Source organism: Salegentibacter sp. T436 (assembly GCF_001932675.1).
Classification (GTDB): Bacteria; Bacteroidota; Bacteroidia; order Flavobacteriales; family Flavobacteriaceae; genus Salegentibacter; species Salegentibacter agarivorans.
The window spans coordinates 1,012,104-1,027,906 of record NZ_CP012872.1 but is presented as its reverse complement, the minus strand read 5'-3'; the positions used below and the strand labels follow the sequence as shown (position 1 = coordinate 1,027,906).

At 35.3% G+C, this 15,803-nt stretch carries 18 protein-coding genes; 4 read left to right on the top strand and 14 right to left on the bottom strand.

Translation table 11 applies throughout. From position 1 onward, the window contains the following. Positions 1-8 precede the first annotated feature (8 nt). From AO058_RS04480 to AO058_RS18835, 3 genes are all read right to left on the bottom strand, one after another. The gene (locus AO058_RS04480) at positions 9-776 is read right to left on the bottom strand and encodes a hypothetical protein (protein WP_075325432.1); all 768 of its coding nucleotides are present in this window, start codon (positions 774-776) and stop codon (positions 9-11) included. A gap of 120 nt (positions 777-896) precedes the next feature. Beyond that, positions 897-1,640, bottom strand: coding sequence for a LytR/AlgR family response regulator transcription factor (locus tag AO058_RS04475; RefSeq protein ID WP_075325431.1), 744 nt, complete (start codon positions 1,638-1,640; stop codon positions 897-899). A gap of 320 nt (positions 1,641-1,960) precedes the next feature. After that, entirely contained in the window at positions 1,961-2,092 is a 132-nt protein-coding gene (locus tag AO058_RS18835; protein ID WP_257787186.1) for a hypothetical protein, read from the bottom strand. Between the two features lie 139 nt (positions 2,093-2,231). On the opposite strand from AO058_RS18835, the gene AO058_RS04470 reads away from it, so the two are divergent. Beyond that, on the top strand, positions 2,232-3,548 hold the full coding sequence (locus AO058_RS04470) for an IS1380 family transposase (RefSeq protein WP_075325430.1): 1,317 nt from the start codon (positions 2,232-2,234) through the stop codon (positions 3,546-3,548). 552 nt (positions 3,549-4,100) lie between these two features. Here the strand turns inward: AO058_RS04470 and AO058_RS04465 are convergent. From AO058_RS04465 to AO058_RS04460, 3 genes are read right to left on the bottom strand one after another with little or no spacing between them, the layout of a single operon-like run. After that, positions 4,101-5,117, bottom strand: coding sequence for an AGE family epimerase/isomerase (locus AO058_RS04465; protein ID WP_232228891.1), 1,017 nt, complete (start codon positions 5,115-5,117; stop codon positions 4,101-4,103). A 38-nt stretch (positions 5,118-5,155) separates the two neighbouring features. After that, a complete protein-coding gene (locus tag AO058_RS18830) occupies positions 5,156-5,290 on the bottom strand; it encodes a hypothetical protein (protein ID WP_257787185.1) in 135 nt (44 codons plus the stop codon). Further along, complete coding sequence (locus tag AO058_RS04460; protein WP_317040661.1) at positions 5,291-5,665, bottom strand: hypothetical protein; 375 nt, start codon at positions 5,663-5,665, stop codon at positions 5,291-5,293. Between the two features lie 186 nt (positions 5,666-5,851). Here AO058_RS04460 and AO058_RS04455 point away from each other — a divergent pair, with 186 nt between their 5' ends. Next, positions 5,852-6,292 carry a tyrosine-type recombinase/integrase gene (locus tag AO058_RS04455; RefSeq protein ID WP_177195688.1) on the top strand — a complete coding sequence of 147 codons (441 nt, stop codon included), beginning with the start codon at positions 5,852-5,854 and terminating at the stop codon, positions 6,290-6,292. Positions 6,293-6,347: 55 nt separating this feature from the next. Here AO058_RS04455 and AO058_RS04450 read toward each other — a convergent pair whose 3' ends face one another. Together AO058_RS04450 and AO058_RS04445 are read right to left on the bottom strand one after the other, a co-directional pair. Beyond that, complete coding sequence (locus tag AO058_RS04450; protein WP_083634131.1) at positions 6,348-7,673, bottom strand: serine hydrolase domain-containing protein; 1,326 nt, start codon at positions 7,671-7,673, stop codon at positions 6,348-6,350. 26 nt (positions 7,674-7,699) lie between these two features. Then, on the bottom strand, positions 7,700-8,149 hold the full coding sequence (locus tag AO058_RS04445) for a MotA/TolQ/ExbB proton channel family protein (RefSeq protein WP_075325427.1): 450 nt from the start codon (positions 8,147-8,149) through the stop codon (positions 7,700-7,702). Between the two features lie 415 nt (positions 8,150-8,564). Between AO058_RS04445 and AO058_RS04440 the strand changes: the two genes are divergently transcribed. Beyond that, entirely contained in the window at positions 8,565-9,437 is an 873-nt protein-coding gene (locus AO058_RS04440) for a sensor histidine kinase (RefSeq protein ID WP_232228890.1), read from the top strand. Further along, positions 9,430-10,155, top strand: a complete 726-nt coding sequence (locus AO058_RS04435) for a LytR/AlgR family response regulator transcription factor (protein WP_075325425.1) — start codon at positions 9,430-9,432, stop codon at positions 10,153-10,155. The genes AO058_RS04440 and AO058_RS04435 overlap by 8 nt, the downstream gene beginning before the upstream one ends. Before the next feature lie 6 nt (positions 10,156-10,161). Here the strand turns inward: AO058_RS04435 and AO058_RS04430 are convergent, their stop codons facing one another. The 6 genes from AO058_RS04430 to AO058_RS04405 form a co-directional block, all read right to left on the bottom strand. Next, entirely contained in the window at positions 10,162-11,277 is a 1,116-nt protein-coding gene (locus AO058_RS04430) for an ATP-binding protein (protein WP_075325424.1), read from the bottom strand. Positions 11,278-11,339: 62 nt separating this feature from the next. Beyond that, positions 11,340-11,807 carry a helix-turn-helix domain-containing protein gene (locus AO058_RS04425; RefSeq protein ID WP_075325423.1) on the bottom strand — a complete coding sequence of 156 codons (468 nt, stop codon included), beginning with the start codon at positions 11,805-11,807 and terminating at the stop codon, positions 11,340-11,342. Between the two features lie 100 nt (positions 11,808-11,907). Continuing rightward, on the bottom strand, positions 11,908-12,651 hold the full coding sequence (locus AO058_RS04420) for a hypothetical protein (protein ID WP_075325422.1): 744 nt from the start codon (positions 12,649-12,651) through the stop codon (positions 11,908-11,910). An 11-nt stretch (positions 12,652-12,662) separates the two neighbouring features. Continuing rightward, positions 12,663-13,463, bottom strand: coding sequence for an Mbeg1-like protein (locus AO058_RS04415; RefSeq protein WP_075325421.1), 801 nt, complete (start codon positions 13,461-13,463; stop codon positions 12,663-12,665). Between the two features lie 163 nt (positions 13,464-13,626). Next, positions 13,627-13,782 (bottom strand): hypothetical protein, encoded by a 156-nt coding sequence (locus AO058_RS18320; protein ID WP_156858129.1) that lies wholly within the window; start codon positions 13,780-13,782, stop codon positions 13,627-13,629. A gap of 825 nt (positions 13,783-14,607) precedes the next feature. Continuing rightward, positions 14,608-15,795: an AGE family epimerase/isomerase gene (locus AO058_RS04405; protein WP_075325419.1), complete on the bottom strand. Its 1,188-nt coding sequence runs from the start codon at positions 15,793-15,795 to the stop codon at positions 14,608-14,610. Between the last annotated feature and the right edge of the window lie 8 nt (positions 15,796-15,803).

Below are 15,803 nucleotides of genomic sequence, written 5' to 3'. Positions count from 1 at the left end.
TTATTTAATTAATTGGAATTATAAGCTAGATCTGGACGCATACTGCCTGTTTTAGATTCATATTTATGAACATATTGCATAAGATCATCAAATAATTTCTCACCCTCTTCTCCAAGCAGTTTATCTGTTTCTTCAGAAGTTTTAGCATAGGATTGCGCATCTTTTGCTGAAATCACCACTAGGTAATAATCTCCAGTACTTCCAAAACCATTGCGATAAATTCTGAAATGTTGTGTAGCACCTTTTGTTTCATAAAGGGATTTAATCTCCTTCATCTTGTTTCTAAGGTTCGTAACATTTTGTGGTGTCACGTGAAAGAAATGCCATTTCCGGTAATCTTCTCCCTCGGTATTTGTGGTAAGGCCGTTGGGCATATAAGACATATCGTTTATTAAATGCACCATATAATTGCGGTGGGTATCGTAGCATTTATCAAATCGACTAAATATAGCCCTGAAGTTTTCTTCTCCCATCTTTTCGGCTAAAGGCGCCATAGGATTTTTGTCAAAATCGGCCATACTATTTATGGGAGCAATAGTTAAATAGGTTCCTCCGTCAATACGCGCTGTAGTCCAGTCTGCATCTTTAAGATTGTGTTCCTTGCAGGCTTTAATAAAATCTTTGGTAACGGCTTCATATTCTTTTAGCATAGCAGGTTTTACCTGATCTTCGTGTATCCAGAATGCCTGAGTAGTGCTTCCATTTTGTGCCAATAATTCATTGGTGTTCAATAATACAATTGCTACAAAAAGGGCAATAAATTTTACGGTCTCCATAATTTCTTGTTTTTAAATTAATTACAAGAACAATATACCATCGTAAAAAACTGAAATAAAGCAAGTTAGGACAAGAATGCTAAAAAACTGTCCTAAACACCCTTATTTTTGATCAAAGGTCTAAATGGTCTGCAGTCTTTTTAAAAGTTCTGGGCGTTTATCTTTGGTCATAGGAATAGCTTTTTTAGAAATAACGACGTGAGTGCCTGCTATTTCATCTATTCTGGAAAGGTTAATAATATAGGACCTATGGATTCTTAGGAAATGTTTTGGAGGAAGTTTTTTATCCATTTCTTTAAGGGTTGTGACCAGTAAATATTCTTTTTCAGCAGAAAAAATACGGCAGTAATTACGCTCTGCCACTATGTATTTAATAGCTTTAATATCTACCTTTACCATAGTATCCTGGTGCCTTACAAACAGGCAATCTTTGAGAATAAAAGTAGCATCTTCAACCTTATTTCCTGGCGAAGTGACGATATTGCATTTTAACTGACTTATGGTTAGTTCTATACTTCGCTGTAGATCTAATTTCTTAAAGGGTTTAGATATAAAAGCAAAGGGGTGGGTTTCTTTTGCCCGGTTGAAATTTGCTTCATCGGCATTTGCGGTAAGATAAATAATGGCAAGATTAGGATGCAAATCCTGCATCTTTTGTGCGGTTTCTATTCCATCTAATTCCCCTTTAAGCTGAATATCTATCAACGCAATATCCAGGGGATTGTTTTTAATAAATCGCAACGCGTCTTCTCCCTTCGGAATAATCCCAGAAACCTCATAGCCCATTTCGGTAAGCTGCAGTGAAATATTAGCTGCAATGATCATTTCATCCTCAACTATTAATATTTGTATGGGTTGAATCATTGACCACCAGTATTTACTCGATATTCGAGATTAAATGCTCCGAGGCTTATCTCGAAATCAAATTGTATTTTCCAATCCTATTGCTTCGTGAGCTTGCTCTGAAGTAGTTTACTTTCTCACAAAATTATGAGATAGGTATAATTACCAGAATTGAATTAAGATTGTACTACTTTTTAAATCTTTTCTAGCAAAAGGATATTTGTGTAGGTTTTGAGGGGGTGGGCCTTAAAAAAACTGGGAACAGGAAATTATTTCTATAAAGGCTTGATCTTAAAAGATCCTAAGTATCTAATTTAGTAAAAAACTACTAAATACCGATTTTATTTTATTAAGTTTTGACGCTGGTGAATGAGGTTGGTAGAACTCCCCTCTATTTTATCCTCAATAAAATCATTTATTCCAGATCTTAGTCTCGCTAATGCTTTTCCAGATTCAAGTATAAATTTCTTCATATTTCCCAACGCTTCAGGCTATAAAATATAGCTAAAAGAAACCTAGAATCGTAAAATGGAAATAAAAAAAAGTGATGTATTTTACTTATATTTAAGTTGTTAACACAAAATATAAAATAAAACAAACATCACTTTGAAGGTGAAAAGTACAAAGAATAAACTAAACGGAAAAGCGAAAGTTGTAAAGCATTCATTCTCAGGGAATCGTCTTACTAAATACGCAGGTCTCAACCCTATCCTCCGATTTATGAACAAACAGGGCTTGGTGCAAATGTTCAGTAGTTCCTTCCCCACCCACTGGCAAAACGCCACAAAATTCGGTAAAGATCAGATTTTATTAGTTATTGTAATGGCCTCCATAAGCGGAGTCAGTCGGATCAAAAAAATCTCCAACTTCAGTAATGATGGACTGATTAAGACCTTATTGAAACTTGACAAAGGTATAAACCAGAATGCAATATCGGCCACCTTAAAAAAAATGGGACAAGGTGGTGCACGCAAGTTACAGGAGCTGTTACTTGGCAAAAATGCAGCTTGGTTGAAAAAGAGCAAATTGGCCAGCATAACTTTGGATGCCGATTCGACCGTCAAAACAGTTTGCGGCAATCAGACAGGGGCCGCCAAAGGATATAATCCTATAAAGAAAGGTTCCAGGAGCTATCATCCACTCTTGATTTTTGTAAGCGAATTAAAAATGCTCTACCACAGTTGGTTCAGGACCGGTTCAGCCTTTACTTCCAACGGTATCACGGATTTTTTACAGGAAGTCAAAGCCAGTCTGCCCAATACTGTCGATAAGGTATTCTTCCGTGCCGACAGTGGCTTTTTCTCTGGAGATCTCTTTGACTTGTTGGAGGATTACAACTGGGACTATTTGGTAAAGGTAAAGCTGAAAAATCTCAAAAAACTGCTGGAAAGGCAAGAATGGACAATGATAGATATGGAAAAGGATATTGCCATCTGTGAGTTCTCCTATAAAGCGAAAGGCTGGAAAAAGACCAGGAAGCTCAAGGCCGTACGTACGGTCAAAGAGTATATAGAGGTGGAGTTTCTTGGAGGACGGGATGTTGTTCCGTTGTACCAATATGCCTGTTATATCAGTAGCTATGACAAAGATGCCACACAACTGCACGAGATATATAAGCTGCGTTCGATCAGCGAAACCTGGATTGAACAAGTGAAAAGTCATACCATGGCCGGAGGTACATTAACTAATAACTTCTGGGCAAATGATATCCTCTGGCAATTAGGAGTCTTAGCTTATAATATTTCTTTAATGATGCGCCAGAAGAAAGACAGGTTCAAAAAACAGGAACACCGTACCTTTATGGAATGGTTTGTCGAGGTTCCGGCAAAGGTAACTTCAAGTGGCCGCAGTATAGAGCTTAAGATGTACGAAAATCATTTCTTTAGAGAGGACTGGGAGGAAATGACGAGTTTACTCGAAGCCGCATAACCAAAACAAAAAATCAATATCATCATACATATGCACAGGGATAGGTATGTCCAAAAAATACGTAAAAACAAAAAAATCCCAAAGACACAATAAAAATTACCCCTAAAATAATTATGTCTCCAGAATATTCAGACCAAAATCATAAAAAACATCATTACCAACCAATTCGAAGAAATGACTTTAGCCTAAAAAGTTCGTTTTACATTTTTAGGAGAAAATTAAGTGGAAACGTTATTAATCTAATTAGTTTCTTAAGGAGATAAAACTTTTTAATAATTTATTTAATTTGGAAAATATACATGGATGTAATTACACCTACCAGGTATATTTCTAAAATATAGTGCTTAAAAACCCCCACCCAAGCCTGGATGAAAGTTGCGGTATCGAAGAAAAATTAGCTCCTTACATTCAAAACATAGTTTAGCTCTCCGGATTTATCTTTATCATTACCCTCTAATTTGGTCTTTAATAAGTTTCAACCACGGAAATGGCCTTTTTTCAAGTTAACTCCAGAAATGTATTTATTAATTCTATTTCGTTATTCAAGTTTTTTCATTGTGTTTCTTTTATAAGCCTCATTAGGGTCCTGCAATTATGGTAAGGTGTCTTCCACATGCTTAATTTATCTTGTGTATAAGGTCTATTAGACTGGTCTACTCTAAAAAACCACTCACCATTTTGTCTGTCTATTAAATTGTTCTGGGTAAAATTCCAGATATCCAGTATTGCCGTTTTGTATTTTTTATCTCCAGAAATATTAAAAGCATAGTGTAAACCCATCATCGCTTCCACCTGTGGCCACCAGTGCCTATCAAAGTCGATCTTCCCGGTAACCAGGTTCTTTTCATTACTCACACCTTTGTTCTCCACATAGGCCTCCTCCAGGAATTTATCTGCTACAAAAATTGCGGCTTCGGTAGTTTGAGCAATCAATGTTGAATCGCCGACCATTTTCGCGGCTTCTATTAGTAACCATGCTGCTTCAATATCGTGTCCGAAAGAAATGACTGGGCTTTGTAACGACCATTTTTCATCGAAGAATAATCCATAGTGCCCTGATTCATTATCAAGGAAATTTGAAAGAAATAGTTTAACCAGGTTTTCTAAAGCCTCTTTAACCTTAATATTCCCTGTTATTTGCAGTAAAGTGGTGTAAGCTTCCAGTATATGCAAATGGGTGTTCATTGTTTTAGAAGCATTTTGATCTTTTTCACTAAGACGTACATCGTCTATGGGACTCCAGTCTTTCTGAAAAGCTTCAAAATATCCATTTTCCTTTAAATCTCGGGCCTTTTTCTCAATGAAGGAAAAAGTTTCCATCGCTCTTTCTTTTGCCTGTTCATAACCTGATAATTTAAAATATTCAGCATAAGAATAAACGCTAAAAGCCTGTGCATAAATTTGCTTCCTGGTATTTACAGGACTTCCTAAATAATCTACTTGCCAGAAAAATCCTTTATTTACCTCATCATAAAAATGGGCTTCAAAATATTTATAAGCTCGTTCTGCCAGCGTTTTTAATCGGGAATCGTTATTAAAATTACAGGCTGCAGCAAAACTCCATAGCAATCGGGTATTAAGAATTATGCCTTTATTTGCTTTTTCAATCAGTTTGTTAAAGTGGTCTCTTTTGCCCAAAATCCTCCCTGAACCTCATCAATACTATACTCTTTCCAGTAGGATAAAATATTTTGAAGTTCAGCTTCTAAGTCACGTTGAATCATTACCGTTGCTATCTGCATTTATTTTCCTGTGATCATTTTATTCTTTTCAACCTGCTGAAGAATTGCTTTAACCGATTCTTCAGAAGTATATTTATCCTGCCTCGTATTTATAACGTAATCCAGTAACTTCTCTACCGAAGAAACGGCTACATGAGACCTGGTATCTGAGGAAGCGTAGTAAATAAACACTTTTCCGTCATCATCAATAATCCAACCGTTTCCAAAAAGCACATTAGGAACATCGCCTACCGTTTCTTCGTAATTTGGCGCCATAAAATAGCCTGTCGGTTGGTAAATCACTTTATAATTTGTTGAAGATCTGTCATAAAAAGATACAACGTATAGCGTAATCCTCCCGCGGTCTTTCTTACTCCGTGGGCCAAATGTAGCCAACCTTTTTCGGTTTTAATCGGTGCTGGACCCAAACCATTCTTCAATTCGTAAATCGTATGGTAAGCTTTCCGATTAATGATTTTTTCATCTTCCAGAACCGGATTTTTGAGTGATAAGCCTCATTTAGTCAACAGCAGAAATTATTTTATTTTTAGTTTCTATACCAGGGGAATGAATTTCGCTGATATGATGAGACTAAAGTGGAATAATGTTTCCGGGGATAGAATTCATTACACGCGATCCAAAACTAAAGGAAACTTCATTATAAAAATTATGCCCCCGGTAAAAGACATACTTAACTATTACCGCAAAAATAAAAGACCGTACATTTTTCCAATACTCCTTAGGGAAAACCTCACCCCCACTCAATTAAACGATAGAAAAAGAAAAACTCTCAGCAAGTTTAATAAGGATTTGAAGGAATTAGCCAGTCTTGCCGGAATTGATAAACCGGTTACGAGTTATGTCGCCAGGCATAGCTTCGCCAAATGCTTAAAACAAAAAGGTGCGGGAACAGATATAATAAGTGAATCTCTAGGTCATCAGGATATTAAAACTACCAAAGCTTATCTAAAAGAGCTCGATACTGCCATACTGGATGAAGCCAGTGAATTATTGTTGCAATAAATGCAAACATCAGAACTAAGACTCAACTTAAATTAGTAATCCATTCTAGATCAACCTACTCCCTTTTAAGCTCATATATCTTCCCACCCTGTTCCAACATCATCTTTCCTTCTGCATTAATGAAAGTAAGTTTAAGCATCAGCTGATCGGCCTTAAAACTATTTTCTCCTGAAAAATCCAATGGAACAGGTGGCTGATCAGTTCCCTGGGCGTATAATACACCTTCTTTATGAAAAATAGCAACATCAATAGGAAATTCTGCGCTACCATAGTTTCCCTTATATTGATCAAGCACATCAGGATTAAGTGCCGTGGGCGGAGCGAAATCGGGGATTTGATATGGTAAACCAAGGGTTATTTTTATCGCTTCAAGAAAAATACTATTAAGGGGATAATCTGAGGCGTTAGCGATATATGATGCCGTTATTTTTTCTTTTGGAAAGTGGACTGCAATAGATGAGAATCCATCTATCCCACCGCCGTGACCATAGACTTCAAAACCATTAAAGGTTAACTTCATTAAACCCAGTCCCGTTCCATCATTTGTAGTTTTCATAGCTTCCAGCGAAGCTTTTGACATAAGATCGCCCTCAAATAAATTGTAATAAAATATATTAAGATTTTCGGGTGTAGAAACAAGGCCTCCAGCTCCCATTGGGACACTCATATCTGTCTCGGGGGTAACCTTCCAATTACCTTCGGTTTTCACATAAGATCTGGCCTGATTGTCTTCAGCATTAATTTGTTCACCATAAAATGTATTTTTTAGCCCAAGCTTATCAATAATTCTATTCTCTACTATTGCGGCATAATCTTTCTTCTCAACAATTTCTGCTATATAAGAAAGTAATAAATAGTTTGAATTTGAATAGCGTGTTTCATCGCCGGGTTCAAATAGGGTTCCATTTTTAATTATTCGTTTTAGCATCGCTTCCCGGGTTTGTAGTTTTTTCATCCAGGTAGTGAAATCTTTATCATCTGTCACATTAAATATTCCGCTTTCGTGTCGCAATAAATGCTCTAATGTTATTTTTTCTGAGTTGGGCACATCCGGAAAAAAATCACTCAAATAACTATCCATCTTCAGCTTATCTTCTTCAACAAGCTGCATAATAACTACGGCGGTAAAGGTTTTAGTAATGGATCCAATCCGATACTTTGTAGTTGCATTTGATTGCAAATTCTTTTCTACATCGGAATACCCGATGGATCGCTGATAAAACTCTTTTCCGTTTGAGAAAATGGAAATACTTCCCATTCCTTTTTCCTCTGAATTAACGATATCAAATAAGCTGTCTAATGTTTCAGTTGGAGGGTTTTCCTGAGCTTTTAAGAGGTATCCCGATAAAACCAGAAGTAATGGTAAGATTAATTTTTTCATAATATATCTTATTGAAAATTGGAAGATTAATTAGACTCTTTGGAAAAGACAGGTTTATCCTCTTTTACCTGAAAGGGTTTTATCCAATGGAGTAAAATAGTAGACAATCGTGTAAACAGAAAAATAAAAGCTCCGAATAAAGTCGGTAGCATTGTTGTTTTTAGGCCATCGGCGAAATCCCGTGGGGTGGTTCCTTCAAAAGAGCTGAGATAATCCAGCGTATTGATTAGTTGAATTAATTGCCCAAAAACCCCCAGCACCAAAGCAAAAAGTCCCAGAGAGTTTATAATGATAATAGTTTTGTTTATTCTGGGGTTTCGATTGCGAACTAAATAAATTCCTCTCACCAGAAGAAATAAACCTATAATTCCAACTATTAGGATAAGCATCATTATAAAAAATCCCCCTTCCTGAAACCTTGCGGCAAGAACTTCTAATATACCTCTGTGCGCTCCTTCTTGTAGTGCTATTTGCATAATTCAATTTTTAATTTGTCCTTATTCAAATCTACAGTCTTTTCACGGCTATCGATTCAAAAGTCGATGGACAACTGTTTCCTTTCTGTTTTTGGCAGAATTTGTTCTCATTACGGTTAAAATAAACTGCAACAGTTAAAAGCAGCTAAAAAGATGTTATTCATCGCAATTAAGTAAATTTCACTAAAATAATTTGGATATTGTACTGGTTATGAAGCTTAACCGATTTGCATATTTCTGCTCGAGGAAAATTTTGTTGCACAGCATTTTTTGGATTCTTGTGCTCCTGTTTTTCTCCTATTTTTTGGGTGCTCCCAATGAGAATATCTTTTTTTCCGGTTCTTTTTCGGTATTTCTTCTACCTGTAACAATCATCACTACCTACACTATAATTTACTATCTCATTCCTAATTTTTTGCTTAAAAAAAGGTATCTACTTTTTACTCTTTATAGCTTTTATACGCTGGTTTTATCTGCTTTTGCCATTGTGCTTTCTATCTTCTACGGACTCGTTTTTGTCTTGAATATGAACTACAGTGAAATGCCACCTCTTAGCCGAAGTCTTTTATCTATGATGTTACTGGTGTATCTGGTTGTATTATTGGTGAGTTCATTTACCCTGCTAAAACAGAATTATGCAGCTATAGCAAAAAATAGGTTATTAGAGAATAAGATTCTTGAAGGGCAGTTGAAGCTTAAAGAACAAGAGTTGAACTATCTTAAATTGCAGGTTCATCCTCATTTCCTTTTTAATACACTTAATACCCTTTATGGCTACGCATTAAAAAAGTCTGAGGAAACACCAGATATGATCCTGAAGCTTTCAAACCTTCTTGATTATTTATTGTACCAGGCAGATAAGCCCTTGGTAAGCCTTAGCAGTGAAATAGAACACATAAAAGATTATTTGGCATTGGAAAAAATGAGATATGGCAGTAACTTATTAGTTGATCTTGATCTTCCGGAAAATATGGAAGATATTAGCATTGCGCCCATGTTATTTATTCCACTCGTGGAGAATAGTTTCAAACACGGACAGTTTGTTGATAAGAAACTGAGTATAAGTATTCAACTAAAGATAAATGAGAATAGGATAGAATTTACCATAGAAAATTCGGTTAAAAGTACAGAAAATCCAATCATAGAAAATGGGATAGGATTATCAAATCTGGAAAAACGATTGGAATTATTATACCCAGATCATCATACTCTTTCAGTAAATAGAAACAGTAGTTCTTTTGAAGCGCAACTCTCATTAATACATAGTAAAATTCACCAGCATGTCTGAAAAAATATCTTGTATAATAGTTGATGATGAGCCTGTAGCCCGCGAGGTCATAGAAGCACATTTATCTAAAATAAAGAGCGTAAAGATAATTGGCACCTGTGGAAGTGCGGGGGAAGCATTCAGTTTAATTAATGAACATAAAGTGGACCTGATATTTTTAGACATAAACATGCCTGAAATTTCGGGTTTGTCCTTCGCACGTTCAATCAATAATGATATAAAAATAATCTTTACTACTGCATATCGGGAATATGCTATAGATGGCTTCGATTTACAGGCAGTGGACTACCTCTTGAAACCCATTACTTTTGAACGTCTTTTAAGAGCAGTCAGTTCTTTTCATAAAATTCATTTTAGTAAAGAAGAGCAAAAGATAGATGGAGATAAAAAGGAACATAACGATTTTATATTTGTACGCTCAGACCGCAAAATGATTAGGATTAACCTTAATGAAATCTCTTATATCGAAAGTTTGAGTGATTACTTAAAAATCTATACTTCCGAAAGTCCTATTGTTATAAGAGAAACAATCAGCAACATTGAAAAAGAGCTTCCGGAATCAAAGTTTATTAGAACACATCGTTCTTTTATCGTGTCACTGGCAGCATTAAAGTCTTACACCAATGAGTATTTAGAAGTTAACGGGAAAGCAATTCCTATAAGCAGGAGCTACAAATCTTCCGTTTTAGAAAAATTAGAAAAATGGTCGCTGCAATAAATCCTATTAGATTAGAATGTCCCTAAAGTTATCTTTATTGATGATTTTTACCTCTGCATCATAAGCTTTCAGAAAAGTCTTTGGAATTTTTATCTTATTTTTTGGATTCCATTTAATTTCAAAACCTTTCAATTTCCCCTCCCCTTCTTCAACATAATCAATTTCTTGCTGTTGAACGGTCCTCCAGAAATATCCTTTACTCAAAGAATTATTATAAGCCAGAAATTTTAGACGTTCGGCAATTAAAAAATTTTCCCAGAGATTACCTTTATCCTGTCTATCATCCATTGGACTTAAATCGCCAATTATCATATTTCTAACTCCGGTATCGTAAAAGAATATTTTTTGATTGGTTTTTATTTCATTTCGTAGATCCTTACTGAAGCTTGGGAGTTTAAATATTACAAATGCCTGGCAAAGAAGATCAATGTAAGTTGCAACGGTTTTTTTGTCGATACCCAGCAACTGAGATAATTCGTTATAACTTACCTCACTACCAATTTGAAAGGCAAGAGCCCTCAATAATTTTTCCAAAACCTCTGGTTTACGGATTCCTCCATAACTCAGAATATCTTTATATAAATAACTATCGGTAAGTTGTTTTAGAATATCCTTTTCTTCGCCAAAATTATTCATCACATCGGGATACATTCCGTAGATTATTCTTAACTCTAATTGTTGCTCAGCTTTAAGAAAGCCCACGTTTGATTCAAATTCTCCCCAGGAAATAGGATACAACTGATATTCCCATTTTCGGCCGGTAAGAGGCTCCTGAGTTTGATTGTTTAATTCGAAGGCAGATGAACCACTTACTAAAAGCTGAACTGATTTCAATTGATCTGTAATCAACTTGAGAGTAAGCCCGATATTATCTATACGCTGAGCTTCATCTATAAACACAGTTTTATAATTCCCAATTATGTTTTTAAGTTGTTCTAAATTGGGATTAGAAAGAAGTTTTCTGACTGTTGGATCATCTCCATTTAAGAAAAGATATTCTTTCCCTTCCAATAATCTATTGAAAAGTGTAGTTTTACCAACCTGTCTCGGGCCAATTAAAAGAATTGCCTTACCGGTTCCAAAACGGTTTTTTATTTTCTCTTTTAAAGCTCGTTCAATCATATTTAGGGATTATATTCCCCAAATATAATGTTTTTTGAGGATTGTATTCCCCAAAAATTATATTATTCACCTTTACTCTTAGTATCTAACATTTTTATTGGTGAAATCAATGGAATTATCACATCCTGAAAGTTTGTATTAGCCAAGCGATCATAAAACATTCCTCTAGCCGTGGAAAAACTAATACCTAATAAGGTAAAAAACGCGGCGTATAATCCCTTTACAGATCCTAAATACACATATTTGTATTCTGTTAAAGGTTCAATGCTTATTAGATCTACACCTAAAGCAACTTCCATTTTTGTGATACTTTTTAAGGTCAAGTTATGTAGGCCAGTTAACCACTTAGAAACCTCGTACGGTTTTTTATCCAACATTTCTGCAAATTCCTTTTGCTTTATTTTACGGTTATCTAAGATATTCTGAACCTTATTAGAAATTGCCAGATTACGTTCTACTAATTTATCTATTTCCGGATCACCGTTCTTTTCTAACCAGTTATCAATAATATTATTCTTAGGGAAACTCATAATTAAAGCTCTATTTTAAAATTTTGTTCAAATTCAATTTCTGTGAAGCCTTCAATTCTACGGATTTCCTGTTCTTCCAAGGCTCTGTAATGCGGCGTGATCAATTTGTAGGTTTTTTTGTGCTTATCGTAAATATGTCATAGCCTATTCCTATCCCAAACCACAGATTTCCATTACCATTCCATTGATATTCCTCCTGATTATTAATATAGTCCACGCCTAAATAAATACCTACCTGGATACATTTATGCTGGAGCATTAAACCGTTCAATATTGATAAAATAGACACGTTTTGTTCCTGGCCAGGCGACACGCCATTGGAATTGGAGGTATTTAAAGAAACACTGCCCAGGCCTAAGCCTGCTTGATAATTAATAGAAGTATTCCAGAAAGTGTAAATGTTATAGTTTAAAGCACCATTGAGATTGAACTCAGTTGAATAAGAAAACTTCGTCTGAGGCCTTACCTTAAATGGCAGTGAAATAAGGCCCAAAGAAAATTTTTCTACCGGTTCTACGATTTTGTAGCTCTTATCAAATTCAGATCGATTGACGGAATATATTTTTTTATTATAGAAGTGACTTTTTTGTGTACCTTCTTTAAAATCCAATGCTCTTAATTTTACAATATTGTCTGTGACGCCAATTACTTCAAACTGGATAAAAGTCTCTAAATAATTAACCGATTTGGTTGTATCCAGATTTTGCGAATAAATAAGTTCAGGATTCCCGGTAGTTTTTATAGATTGTTTTAAAGAGACAATATCACCAGGAACCACCTCCTGAGCAAAACTTTGTGTAACAGGTAATAACGTTAAGATAAAAAGTAAAATTTTTTTTCTCATACTTAAAAAAGCTATGAATTAATTGTTGGTTTACAAGCTGTCATAAATGAGCTGTTATTTTTCGGGTATTCAAATTCCAGTTTATTAAGATCTAATGATTTTCTGACCTCTTCACTCTCGATGGCGGCAATTTGAGTTAAACAGGTGGCTAATTTTTGTATTCCGTGCTTACTTACAGGATTTCCGTGGGAGCAGCCAATTGAAGTATATAACTGGGTTGGCTCACGTCCCGGTGCGCGGAATAATTTAAGGATTTCCCCATTTTCTACGATACTATACCTTTCATTTTCAAAATCTCCATTTTTCTTAAAGACAGGGCTTCCATTAAAGGAATATGAAGTCACATTCCCGCGGTTAAGAGAAACATGGGTCGCTATTCCTCCTCCCAAGGAATGGCCGGCAACAGTGAGTTTTTCAGCCCCATACTTTTTCCTTAAATCATCAAAAATTTCCAGGGCATAGCTATTTTGTTCCTGATTAAATGGATTATTGCCTCTTCTATAATCTAGAGTAGAATCGGTTCCCCGGAATACCAGAACATAACCTTCACTTTCCAGATCCTGATATAATGCTGCATTAAAATCAATAGCTTTATTTTCAAAACTCTCAATTCTTTTAAACAGGTCTGAAACTTTAAACTGGTACTCCTGTTCATACACATTTTTAGAGAGTTGCGCATATTTCCAGGATTGTACTGCCAGATCCCTTATTTCATTACACCATCCTGAATAATGGTCGCATCCTGTTAATATTTCTTTTGGAGTAACGCAGCCAAGCAGGAGCACTACTAAAATCATTAATGTGGGTTTCATAGAAAATTTTGTTATTTTGAAAATTTGCTAAATTGCTGCTGATAGTATCTGAAACTCGTGGGAGATTTCGTTAAACCGTATATCATATTTTTCAGATACATACTCCTCCACAGCATCGTAGATCGTTTTCTTCTTTTGTTCGGATACCTGATAAAGTTTGGATTCAAATTTCTCCATAACCCAAAGCTTTAAAACTTTCAATTCCTGAAAGTATATTATAGAGCATCGAAACTTCATTGAAGTTCCCGGCAATTGTGGGCATCGCTACTATCTTATAGTAACTGGTTCCCACCCGGATATAGGGTAACTGTTTCATCATAACATTTTTAAAGGATGAATAAAAGGCAAGCGCCTATTTCTGGTTTTTCAGTAAGTGCTTATTGAACTGATCCTCAAGGAAAACATCTGACAGGTCCGGCTCTCCCAGGAGCCAGCATCGATCTTTTCCTTGTCGAAAAATTTCTGACGAATATTAGGATTGTTCCCCATCGGGATAAGCTTGAAATGCGTAAGCTTGTAGATCTTACTTTTGGAAAGCCCGGTGATTGTGCCAGATCTTCCACGTTCATTACTTTTTTGTTAGTTCCCAGGAGGCCTTTAATATCAATTAAGAGATCCTCAATTCTTTTGTTTTCTTCCATTTTAAATAAATATTGATTTTGAAAACAAACTAATTGAGAAAAAGGAATCAAATCTTATTAGAAGAAAGATTTAACTAAAAATCAATTAAAACCTTGAAATATATTCTGTAAAAAATAGAATTAATTAAAAATTCCCTAAAATTGCTTTTTAATAAAACGTCCTGATGGTGGTGGGATTTAACTGAATAGTATTTAAGATAAATCAAAAAACTTTTTTCAGAAAACGGAAGTCATGAATTATGCTGAAGCTTAAAACAAGTATAATAAAACAACTATTAGCAATTAAATAAATTCATATACCCGGTATTTCCAGGTTTTAATTTTTTTCAAAGGTTTCAAAAACACAAATAAGATTCAATGATTGGAAAAACCTAGTAGTATTAGAATTTATTCCTCCCTCCAAAAAATCTTTCTCAAATTCTTGAAAGTGTCGAAAAATAATTGGAGAAAACAAAGACAGTAATTTGCAGAAATACCACTAAAAACATCCTATTTTTTCATTTTTATAGATTTAGAAGCATTAGTAAGGCGCGGGAATTGTGATAAGGGGCTTTCCACATGCTAAGTTTATCTTCTTTAGCATATGGCGAGTTATTGCAGTCTATCCTAAAAAACCACTCGCCGTTTTTTCGATCTATTAGATGTTTCTTGGTGAAGCTCCAAATGTTATATTTTGCCTCTAAAAATTCTTTGTTTCCAGAGATTCTCCATGCATAGTCTAGTCCCACCATAGCTTCTACTTGTGGCCACCAGTGTCTATCGGTATCAACTTCTCCTGTTTTTAGATTTTTTTCATTTAAAATTCCTTTATCTATTTGATACCCTTCTTTCAAAAAGACCTCAGCTATTAAAACATTAGCTTTTTTGGCATTTTCAATTAGAAGATTATTCTTTGTTGTTTTTGCGGCTTCTACCAGTAACCAGGCAGCTTCAATATCATGACCGTAAGAAATTAACTCGCTTTGTGAATTCCAGTTTACATCAAAAAAAAGCCTGTAATGCCCGGTTTCATTATCCAAAAATTTATTCAGAAAAAGGACGACAAGGTTTTCAAGGGCTTCTTTAACTTCAGGCTTATTCGTAACTTGCATTAAAAGAGTATAGGCTTCAAGAATATGCAAATGCGTGTTCATGGTTTTAGCCGAATTCAGATCTTTCTCACTTAACCGCATATCTTCAATTGTAGTCCAATCTCTTTGAAAAGCTTCCAAATATCCATTTAATTCTATATCCCGGGCATTGGTTTCAATAAGATCAAATAACTCAAGAGCACGATCTTTTGCTTTTTCAGTTTTTGCTAGATTGTAATATTCAGCTAAGGCATAAATGGCAAAAGCCTGGGCGTAAATCTGTTTTCTGGTGTTTTGAGGCTGGCCTTGCGCATCGAGTTCCCAAAAAACACCGTTGTATTCTTTATCCCAAAAATTATCTTCAATGTAATTCCAAGCGCGCTCAGCTAATTTTAAGGACTCTTTATCTTCTTCAAAATTGGCAACAGCAGAAAAGCTCCATAAAAGACGGGTATTTAAAATTGCTCCCTTTGGCGTATTTTCGATCAGATGATTATAATGATCCCGCCTTCCAACAAAGCCGCCATGAATATTATCGATACTAAATTGTTTCCAGTAAGTCAAAATATTCTTCAATTCTGAAGAAATTTCGTCGCTAAAATTCTTGGCCCTGGCTTCCATTGTCTGAA